At 63.7% G+C, this 9,321-nt stretch carries 9 protein-coding genes; 3 read left to right on the plus strand and 6 right to left on the minus strand.

Annotated elements, in window-relative coordinates; translation table 11 throughout:
• From ACROHD_RS20340 to ACROHD_RS20350, 3 genes are all read left to right on the plus strand, one after another.
• Nucleotides 1-1,504, plus strand: a 1,504-nt coding sequence (locus tag ACROHD_RS20340) for a glycine cleavage T C-terminal barrel domain-containing protein (protein WP_432680276.1), incomplete at its 5' end; no start/stop codon positions are given.
• Nucleotides 1,497-2,006 (plus strand): hypothetical protein, encoded by a 510-nt coding sequence (locus ACROHD_RS20345; protein WP_432680277.1) that lies wholly within the window; start codon nucleotides 1,497-1,499, stop codon nucleotides 2,004-2,006. The genes ACROHD_RS20340 and ACROHD_RS20345, both read left to right, overlap by 8 nt.
• Before the next feature lie 109 nt (nucleotides 2,007-2,115).
• Entirely contained in the window at nucleotides 2,116-4,119 is a 2,004-nt protein-coding gene (locus ACROHD_RS20350; protein ID WP_432680278.1) for a hydantoinase/oxoprolinase N-terminal domain-containing protein, read from the plus strand.
• A 2-nt stretch (nucleotides 4,120-4,121) separates the two neighbouring features.
• On the opposite strand, the gene ACROHD_RS20355 is transcribed toward ACROHD_RS20350, so the two are convergent.
• From ACROHD_RS20355 to ACROHD_RS20380, 6 genes are all read right to left on the minus strand, one after another.
• On the minus strand, nucleotides 4,122-4,463 hold the full coding sequence (locus ACROHD_RS20355) for a RidA family protein (RefSeq protein WP_432680279.1): 342 nt from the start codon (nucleotides 4,461-4,463) through the stop codon (nucleotides 4,122-4,124).
• Nucleotide 4,464: 1 nt separating this feature from the next.
• A complete protein-coding gene (locus ACROHD_RS20360) occupies nucleotides 4,465-5,856 on the minus strand; it encodes an FAD/NAD(P)-dependent oxidoreductase (RefSeq protein WP_432680280.1) in 1,392 nt (463 codons plus the stop codon).
• Nucleotides 5,849-6,148 carry a (2Fe-2S)-binding protein gene (locus ACROHD_RS20365; protein ID WP_432680281.1) on the minus strand — a complete coding sequence of 100 codons (300 nt, stop codon included), beginning with the start codon at nucleotides 6,146-6,148 and terminating at the stop codon, nucleotides 5,849-5,851. The genes ACROHD_RS20360 and ACROHD_RS20365 overlap by 8 nt, the downstream gene beginning before the upstream one ends.
• A gap of 92 nt (nucleotides 6,149-6,240) precedes the next feature.
• Complete coding sequence (locus tag ACROHD_RS20370; RefSeq protein ID WP_432680282.1) at nucleotides 6,241-6,915, minus strand: hypothetical protein; 675 nt, start codon at nucleotides 6,913-6,915, stop codon at nucleotides 6,241-6,243.
• Complete coding sequence (locus ACROHD_RS20375) at nucleotides 6,916-8,316, minus strand: selenium-binding protein SBP56-related protein (protein WP_432680283.1); 1,401 nt, start codon at nucleotides 8,314-8,316, stop codon at nucleotides 6,916-6,918.
• A gap of 79 nt (nucleotides 8,317-8,395) precedes the next feature.
• Entirely contained in the window at nucleotides 8,396-9,154 is a 759-nt protein-coding gene (locus ACROHD_RS20380; RefSeq protein WP_432680284.1) for an IclR family transcriptional regulator, read from the minus strand.
• Nucleotides 9,155-9,321 lie beyond the last annotated feature (167 nt).

Raw genomic sequence — 9,321 nt, forward strand, 5'->3', positions numbered from 1 at the left:
GGCCGGCGTCGCGCCGCGGGCCGCGGTCACAGGCGATTGGGGCCTGATGCCCATGCGTCCGGATCCGACGCTGCGGGGCCGCACCTGGCTCGACCCACAAAATGACGTGACCCTCAAGGACGTGAAGATCGCCGCGCAAGAGGGCTATCGCTCGGTCGAACATCTCAAGCGCTACACCACGCTTGGCATGGCGACGGATCAGGGCCGCAGCGCCAATTTCGCGGGTCTTGCAGCAATGTCCGCCATCACCGGTCTTTCTATTCCCGAGACGGGAACAACCACATACCGACCACCATTTACCCCGGTGCCGTTGAGGGTCATCGCGGGGCCAAGGCGGGGCGAGCTGTTCAACCCCGTCAAGCGTCTGGCGCTGGAACAGCTTCTTCGTAACCATGCCGCACGATTCCGCGAATATGGCGGCTGGCTGCGCCCCTCGGTCTATGGGGATGGCGATGAAACCTCGCTTGCTATGGCTGAGGCCAAGGCTGCACGCGATACGGTCGGGCTCTACGATGCCTCGCCGCTCGGCAAGATTGAGGTGATCGGGCCGGGCGCGGCGGAGCTTTTGGATTTCTGCGGTTATATCCGCATGTCGAGCCTGAAGCCGGGGCGCGCGCGATATGGCTTCATGCTCTCGGAAACCGGGGTCGTGCATGACGACGGGGTGGTGTTCCGGCTGGCCGAAGATCGGTTCATCGTTTCGGCGTCATCCAGCCATGTGTCCAGCGTGCGCATGATACTGGAGGAAGCGCGACAGGACCGCTTCGATCCATCACAAAGCTATGTCCATGATGTAACCGCCAACTGGGTGACGATCACGCTGACCGGCCCGCAGGCGGGCGATCTGGCCCATGCGGCGGATTTGCCCGACCGGCTGTTGGCGCTGCCGCATATGGGCGTGGCCGAAACCATGTGGAACGGCTATCCGGCCCGTGTGGCGCGGGTCAGTTTCACCGGCGATCTGAGCTATGAGATCTCGGTGCCCGCGCGGCACGCGGCGGCCCTGTACGCACGGCTGGATGCCGCACGAGCGGCCCATAATGGCCGCTGGATCGGACTGGAGGCAGTGATGATCCTGCGCGCTGAAAAGGGCTTTATCCTCGTGGGCAAAGATACCGATGGCGTGACCATGCCCCATGATCTGGGATGGGGCGGGCCGCGTGACAAACGCAGGGATGAATATTTCGGGCGTCGGTCGCTGTTCACGCCAGAGGCGCGGCGCACGGACCGGCGGCAGCTTGTGGGGCTGATCACCGATGGGCCTGATCCGCTGTCCGTCGGTGCGCATCTTCTGGCCGAAGACGGCCAGCGCCGGTCGCTTGGCTTCGTGACGTCCAGCCATGTCAGCCCGACCCTGAACCGTCCCATTGCTCTGGCCCTGCTGGAAGAAGGACAAAACCGGATGGGAGAGCAGTTGATTGCCTTCCATCTTGGCGTGGAACAGCCCGTCCGCGTGGCCCCGGCCTGCGCTCTGGACCCGGAAGGAGCGCGGCTGAATGGATGAACGTATCTGGACAAACGCAAGCCCGGAACCGGGGCAAGAGGCAGCGTATCCTGACCTTATGCTCGCATGTGCGGCCCCCGGTGGCGCACTGATGATCTCGGGCGATCTTGAGGCCGCCATTGCGGCGCTTGTGCCAGGCGCGCCGGCGGTTGGGTGCGGGGGGGCGGCCCCGGACGGCCCGCACGCGATCCGCATTGCGCGCGACAGGATGCTGCTGGTCACGGACGCGCCCTTGGACGTGTCGCCGGGTTGGCAGGATGGCTATGCGATCAGCCTTGCCGACGATCTTTACACCACGATCACGCTGACAGGATCGCGCTGCGACGACATCGCCGCCGCCTGTACTGCAACGCCGCTGGATGGCAGGTCGCCGTCTGCCACCACGATCTTTGGTGGGGTCGGCGCGCATATCACACGTCAGGGGGACACTCTGATCATTCGGGTTCAGCGCCCGGATGCGGCGGCGCTGTGGTCTTTGTTAACCAAGCTGGCTGCTGCCTGACTCAGACCCGAAAACCGACAGGAAAATCCGCAGCAGGTCGCTTGGGGGCTGGTGACAGGCCCTTTGGCTGTCCTATCTGACGTGCAGGAAACACATGGGGACAGCGAACATGGCCTATCTGCTTGGCGTGGATACGGGTGGCACCTATACGGATGCTGCAATTATCGACGAAACAGCGCAGAGCGTTGTGGGAACCGCCAAGTCGCTGACCACGCGGCATGATCTGGCCTTGGGCATCGGCGGCGCGGTGGATGCGGCGCTGGAGGGGGCCGGGATCGGGGCCGACCAGATTGCGCTAGTATCGCTGTCGACCACGCTTGCCACAAACGCTTTGGTTGAAGGGCAGGGCGGGCGTGTGGCGCTGGTCTCGATCGGGTTCACCGAGAAGGATCTCGACCGGGGCGGGCTGACCGAGGCGATTGGCCGTGACCCGATGGTGTCAATCGCAGGCGGCCACGGTCACGATGGACGAGAGGCTGCCCCGCTGGACGAGGCCGCATTGCTGGAGGCGGTAAGCGCGCTGAAGGGCGAGGTGGAAGCCTTTGCCGTGGTGTCGCGCTTTGCCACCCGTAACTCGGCCCATGAGAAGCGTGCGCGCGACCTGATCGGGCGGGAAACCGGACGACCCGTGACCTGTTCCTACCAGCTGTCGGCCAAACTGAACGGCCCCAAACGCGCGCTGACGGCGCTGCTGAATGCGCGGCTTGTGGGGTCGATCGCGCGGCTGGTGGCGGCGTGCGAACGGCATTTGGCGAAGCTGGGGATATCCGTGCCGCTGATGGTGGTGCGTGGCGACGGGGCGCTGATTTCGGCGGATATGGTGCGCGAGCGTCCGATTGAAACCATTCTGTCTGGCCCCGCCGCCAGCATCGTTGGCGCGCGCTGGCTGACCGGGGAACGCGACGCGCTGGTCTCAGATATCGGCGGCACAACGACAGATGTTGCCCTGCTGCGCGACGGCCTGCCCGAGATCGACCCCGAAGGTGCGCTGGTCGGCGGCTATCGCACCATGGTCGAGGCGGTGGCGATGCGCACCACGGGCTTGGGTGGCGATAGCGAAGTTCATGTGTTGTCCGAAGGGTTGCAGGGCGGTGTGCGGCTTGGGCCCCGGCGGTTGATGCCCCTGTCGCTGCTGGCGCATGACCATCCCGATATGGTGATCGAAGAACTGGAGCGCGCGTTGTCATCTGAAGTGGCGCTGGACTATGCGGGCCGCTTCGTGGTGCCGATGACGGGCGATGCCTCGGGCCTGCCGCCGCGCGACGCTGCCGTACTGGACCGGATCACCGGACCGATGCCGGCGCAGGGGCTGCTGAAATCGCGGCTGGAAGGCGCGGCGCTGGATCGGTTGGTGGCGCGGGGGCTGGTGATGCTGTCGGGCGTCACACCGTCGGATGCCAGCCATGTTCTGGGCCGTCTGGACACCTGGAACACGGATGCCGCGCGGCTTGGGCTGCAACTGATGGCGCGCAAGCGCGGCGGCAGCGGCAATCGGCTGGCGGACGGGGCAGAGCAACTCGCCCGGATGATCGTGGATCAGCTGACCGAACAGACCGTCGATTGCCTGCTGGAGGCGGCCTTTGCCGAGGACAGAGAGTTTGCCGACCATAGCCCCGCCACGCTGGCCCGACACAGGCTGACCCGGTCCGGTCTGACCCCGCATCGCGGTATTGTGGAACTGACAACCCGGATCGGCGTGCCAGTGATCGGGCTTGGGGCCTCGGCCCCCAACTATTACCGGGCCGTGGGGGATCGGTTGGGGTGCCGGATGGTTCTGCCGGATCATGCGGGCGTGGCCAACGCCATCGGCGCGGTTGTGGGACAGATCCGGCAGGTGGTGTCGGGCGTCGTAACCAGCGCGGGCGAAGGCCGCTTCACCGTGCATCTGGCTGAGGGTCCGACATTGTTTGCCAACCGCGACGCAGCGCTCGATGCCCTGCAGCACGCCTTGTCAGATCAGGCGCGCGACCGTGCACAGCGGGCAGGGGCCGAACATCTGACCCTGAGCCACACCCGCGACATCCGCGAGGTCGAGATCGAGGGGCGCTCGATGTTCGTCGAGGCGGAAGTGACCGTTACGGCCACCGGCCGTCCACGCATCGCCCATGGTTAAGGTCAGTCGCAGGCGGCGGTGACGATAATCTCGACCTTCAGCACATCGCGCGAAAGTTTTGCCTCGCCGCAGGCGCGCGCAGGGGCGTGGCCTTCGGGCACCCAAGCATCCCAGACGGCGTTCATCTCGGCGAAATCGTCCATATCCGACAGCCAGACAATCGCCTGAAGGATGCGGTCTCGGGACGAACCGGCCTTGTCAAGCAGCGCCTGAACACGGGCGAGGCAATCGGTTGTTTGTTCCGTCACGCTGTCACCCGCGCCAACCTGACCGCACAGATAGGCCACCCCGTTATGCTTGACGATCTTGCTCATGCGCTGGCCGGTGTCGATCCGTTCGATCATATCAATCTCCTTGGGGTGCTGTGGTGTCCATACTCGCCAGCTCTGCAAGTGTCACGGGTTTGAGCGGCGGGCGAATGCGGTAATAGCCGGTGGCGTCAGGGCTTTGGCCCGTTGCCTCGGCCATCAGGGCGGTCACGGTCAGCCCGCAATAGCGCCCCTGACAGGGCCCCATGCCGGCGCGGGTATAGCTTTTGGCCTGATTGGGGCCAAGGCAGCCAAGCGCGGCGGTCTGCCGGATCTGGCCTGCCGTGATCTCTTCGCAGCGGCAAATGACGGTGCTGTCCTGGGGCGCCAGCGCCTCGGGGCAGGGCGGATAGGCGGCATCCAGAAAGGGGCGAATGGCGCGTTCGCGTGACCGGGCGCGCAATAGCGGCGCGGCCTGCACGTCGCGGTCCGCACTCGTAAGATGCCCTGCCTCTTCGGCCAGTTTCAGTGCCGCAAGACGGCCCGCGATTTCGGCCACCATGGCCCCGCCAATTCCGGCCCCGTCGCCCGCAATGAACACGCCCCTGCGGTCGGTCGCCCCCCATTGGTCATGAACCGGGGTGAATGCGTGCTGAGCCGCGGTCCAGCGATGTGCGATGCCAAGCGATCGGGCGGTCTGCGTGTTGGGCACCACCCCGTGGTGCAGCAAAACCGTGTCGCAGGCGATGCGGTGCATCTTGCCGCCAGAGCGGAAGTGCAGCGCCTCGGCCTTTTGGCTGCCCTCCACTGTCAGCCCGCCGGCCCCGGTAAAGCGCCGCACCCCGGCACGGCGAAGCTCGGCAAGCAAGCCAAGCCCCTTGACCAGCCCGCGCCAACCGCGCAGCGCGCCGGGCAGGTGGCGCGTGGCTCGCAAAAGGTCAGCCCGCGTTTGTGTTTCAACCAAAGCCAGCGGTGGCATCCCCGCCCGGACCATCTGGGCGGCCACCAGATAAAGCAGCGGGCCGCTGCCCGCCAGAACCGCCCGCCGGGCCAGAACGCCGGAACCCTTCAGCAGGATCTGCGCGGCCCCCGCCGTCATCACACCGGGCAGGGTCCATCCCGGGATCGGCATCGGCCGTTCCAGCGCCCCGGTTGCCAGAAGAACCCTTTTCGCTGAAATTTGTGCAGCATTTCCGTTTGCTGAGTAGGACAGCTGAAATCCATCCTCGATGGCCCAGACAACTGCGCCGGGAATATGCTGAACACCGCTGCTGGCCAGGGCCGAGGTCAGCGTAGCCCCATGGATATAGTCCGCCCCCAACACGCGCGCCCGATCGGCGCTGATCCGGCTTACGTCGCGATAGATCTGGCCGCCGGGGCGTGGCTGTTCATCAAGCAACGCAACGCGAAGACCCGCCTTGTCGGCGGTTACGGCAGCGGCCAAACCGGCAGGGCCCGCGCCGATGATGGCCAGATCGACCTCAGCCATTGGTTGCGCCCTTTGGTCGGGTCATGATCAACCCTTCGGTGACGGTCATCATGCAGGCTTGGCGGGTCACTCCGTCAATCTCTATCAGGCAGTCGAAACAGGCCCCCATCATGCAAAAGGGCGCGCGTGCTTTGCCGGAACCGGGGGTATGGCGCAGATACCCGACACCGGCAGCCAGCAGGCTTGCAGCCAGGTTTTCACCGTCGGGCAGCAGCAAATCCGCTCCGTCGAGTTGGACGGGCACAAGCCGCGCGGAGGCAGAAAGACGGGTGAAAGCTGAGTCAGCGGGCATGGAAGGCGTCCCGAGGGCAAAATTCCGGGCACGCGGGCCCGCAAGATCACCTCTAGCGCAAGGCGAGGCACCCCGTCCACAGATCGCGCGCGTCAGTGTCCGTAATACGCCGTGTAAATGCCGACGGCCCCGACCAGCACAAGGCTGAGCGCCCACACAATATCGAGGTTGAACCACGTCCGGGACAGGAATTTCAGGCCGAGCCAGACATAGATGACGATCGCCAGAATGCCGCCAGCGAGGGTCATGGCGAGGGTGTGGACCAAGGCCACCACAAAGGCGGTCAGCACGTTTTGCCCCATCAGCGCCTGTGCCGCCTCGTGACCCTCGGACGGGCCTGCGTCAATGCCGCAGATGCCCAGATAGATCGGCACCAGCATCAGCCCCGCCCCATGGGCGAGTGCCGCGAGGAACGACCACAGTGCCAGCCGCGCGGGGTGAACGCGGGCCAGAAACCTTGGGTGTCTGCGATTGATTAGCAGGTAGAGGCCCATGGCCACGACCAGCAGGCCCGCGCCGACACGGATCTGCATCTGCCATGTGACCAAAGCAGTCATCAGGGAAAACGGCAGCAAGATCGCTGTCATCGACAGGAAATGCCCCGCTGCCAGCGCCACAAGGGCCTTGCCCATGGCGCTGCGCTTGCCCTCCATCAATGCGGCGGACACGGCCAGGGGCCAGCCCATGCCGGGGTTCACCCCATGATAGAAGCCAGACAGAATGACGGCCCCCCAGAGGGCCGTCAAAGTGGTTATATCCGTGCCCATTCAGACGTTCGGATAGCAGAAGCTGTCGGTCGAGCAATCGCCGCCTTCCAAACGGATCTGATGCGCGCGCAGGCCCTCGGGGAAGGTGATGTAGAAGTTCGGGTCAAGCTCTAGCCCGCCATTCTCTCCTACATTCGCCATGACCATCTGGCCGCCTTCCGCCCCGGGATAGAACTGCTCGTCCCAGGTGGAATAGAGCGAGTTGGTCCAGTAGACCCGCTTGCCGTCGCGGCTGACCTCGACCATCTGCGGACCGAAGGCGAACTCACCGCCGCCTGGATGCTTGGCATTCCGCGCAATACCACCCAGTTCCACTTTGCCGGTCAGCTTGGGGTTCATCGGGTCGCTGACATCGTACTGGTGCATCTCGCCCATGCCCCAGCAGGCGACATAGAGATATTTGTCGTCAAGGCTGAGGTCGATATCGGTGACAAGCGGTGGCACCGCAGCAAACCCCTGCAACAGCGGCGGCAGGTTCTCCGGGTCTTCCGGGCGCGGGTCGATGGTGATGGTCTTCTTGGCCTGCCAGGTGCCGTCCTCTCCCCGCCACCAGGTGAAGATCGCACCTTGCAGGTTGGTGGTGTCGACCACGACGCCGCAGAAGCCATAGGACTTCTTCGGATCGTGCGCAGGCCGGATTTCCAGCGCCATCTGGTGGTTTTCACCAAGGTCGATGGTCTGGGTGTTCTTGCGCTTGCGCAGGTCCCAGAAATGGATCGAATGGCCGTATTTGTTGGACAGCAGATCCTCGGCCACGATGCCGTTCTCGAACTGCGGCGGCAGACCCCATTCGGAGCTGACCATGTAATCCTGCGGCAGGTTCCACCAGAAATCGTAGTGCTTGTCCTGCTTGCCCCGGTCCATTTCGTACTGGCCGATGATCTCGAAGGTTTCGCAATCCATGATGAAGATGCCCGGAGGCCCATCAGTGCCGTCTTTACCACCCCCGCCCAGGGTCGAGACATAGATGCCCTCGGGACCACAATGGATGGTGTGGGGACGCGAATAGCCGGTCTTTGCGAAGACCTCTTCAGGTTCGATGATCTTGTGAATGCTGGCTTTCAGCGGGTCTTTCACGTCGATGACATAGATCCGCGATGATCGGATGCCCGGCACGATCAGATAGCGGCGTTCAAGGAAGGCATGGCCGGTCAGCGGTGACAGAGACGACGAACAGGCGTTCCAGCCGAAATGGTGAAACTCGTCACCCTTGTAGGGCATCATCACCGTATGGACGATGGTGCCGTAGCTGTCCGATTTCGGGTCGAGATCGACCACGGCGATCCCGTCGGGCTGTGACCCGTCGGGGCTGAGCATCACGGTAAAGCCGTAGGTTTCCACTGGGGCCTGCATGGCAAGCTGCGCAGTGGCGTGGAATGTCGGATCCGGTCTAAGTGTCATTTTTTCCTCCCTTGAATGAACAATGCCCCGAAGGGCGAGACGTGAATTCCTTTCCCTTTTTTGTGTGGCGCGGGTCTCCTCAAACCTCGGCCACGTTGCAAAGCTGGATGGCGCCGCTGACGCGGCTTGCCAGATCGATAAGTTTCAAACCGATCTCATCCCTGTATTCGGCTCCAAAGCGCCGGATCGGTCCGACTGCCCCGACGCTGAATGTCGCGCCGATATTGCCGATTGACACAGGCGCAGCGACGCTCGCTATCCCTAGGTCGATCTCCTGGTCGCAATCGGCAAAGCCCTTTTGCAGAATGCGGGCAAAATCGGCGCGCAGATCAGCCTCGGTCGTCTTGGTATGTTCGGTGTAGGCCTTGAGCGTGCCCTTGATGATGCAGTCCTGAAACTCCGGCTCGGTAAAGGCGGCAATGGCCTTGGAGCAGGAACAGGCATGCATCGGCCGCACCCCAAGGCCGGGGTGGATAAAGGCGCGGGCCGGGTCATCGGGGGTTTCCACATGGATGATCTCTACCTGGCTGCTGCGAAAGCGGGCCAGAAACACCGTCTCGTTGAAGTTCACCGCCGCCGCTTTCAGCAAAGGTGCTGCGGCCTTGCGCACGTCGATATCCGATTTTCCAAGCAGCGCGATGCGGATAAGCCGTTCGCCGATGACCACGCGCCCATCATCACCGGGCGATTCTACCAGCCCCTGATCCTGCAGCGTCTGCATCAGCCGGTAGCAGGTGGGTTTCGGCAGGCCCGTCGCGTTTTGAATTTCACGCGCCGCAACTGGTCGCCCGGCGACGGCGACAAGTTCCAGAATGGTGATGAGGCGATCCAGATGCATATTGACGGAATCTATCCATTTTGCGAGACATAGTCTCAAATCATGATAGCTCACATTCAAAAATCAAGATAAATCTGAAAGGGACGGCACATGCGCACGAGAGCGGCGGTTGCATTGGAGGCTGGGAAGCCTTTGGAGGTTATGGAGGTGAACCTTGAGGGCCCGAA

The organism is Nioella aestuarii (assembly GCF_050896395.1).
Classification (GTDB): Bacteria; Pseudomonadota; Alphaproteobacteria; order Rhodobacterales; family Rhodobacteraceae; genus Nioella; species Nioella aestuarii.

Excerpts from the sequence above, each read along its gene's own strand:
- ACROHD_RS20345 (WP_432680277.1), top strand. The coding sequence starts at position 1,497 with ATGGATGAACGTATCTGGACAAACGCAAGCCCGGAACCGGGGCAAGAG.
- ACROHD_RS20350 (WP_432680278.1), top strand. The coding sequence starts at position 2,116 with ATGGCCTATCTGCTTGGCGTGGATACGGGTGGCACCTATACGGATGCT.
- ACROHD_RS20355 (WP_432680279.1), bottom strand. The coding sequence starts at position 4,463 with ATGATCGAACGGATCGACACCGGCCAGCGCATGAGCAAGATCGTCAAG.
- ACROHD_RS20360 (WP_432680280.1), bottom strand. The coding sequence starts at position 5,856 with ATGGCTGAGGTCGATCTGGCCATCATCGGCGCGGGCCCTGCCGGTTTG.
- ACROHD_RS20365 (WP_432680281.1), bottom strand. The coding sequence starts at position 6,148 with ATGCCCGCTGACTCAGCTTTCACCCGTCTTTCTGCCTCCGCGCGGCTT.
- ACROHD_RS20370 (WP_432680282.1), bottom strand. The coding sequence starts at position 6,915 with ATGGGCACGGATATAACCACTTTGACGGCCCTCTGGGGGGCCGTCATT.
- ACROHD_RS20375 (WP_432680283.1), bottom strand. The coding sequence starts at position 8,316 with ATGACACTTAGACCGGATCCGACATTCCACGCCACTGCGCAGCTTGCC.
- ACROHD_RS20380 (WP_432680284.1), bottom strand. The coding sequence starts at position 9,154 with ATGCATCTGGATCGCCTCATCACCATTCTGGAACTTGTCGCCGTCGCC.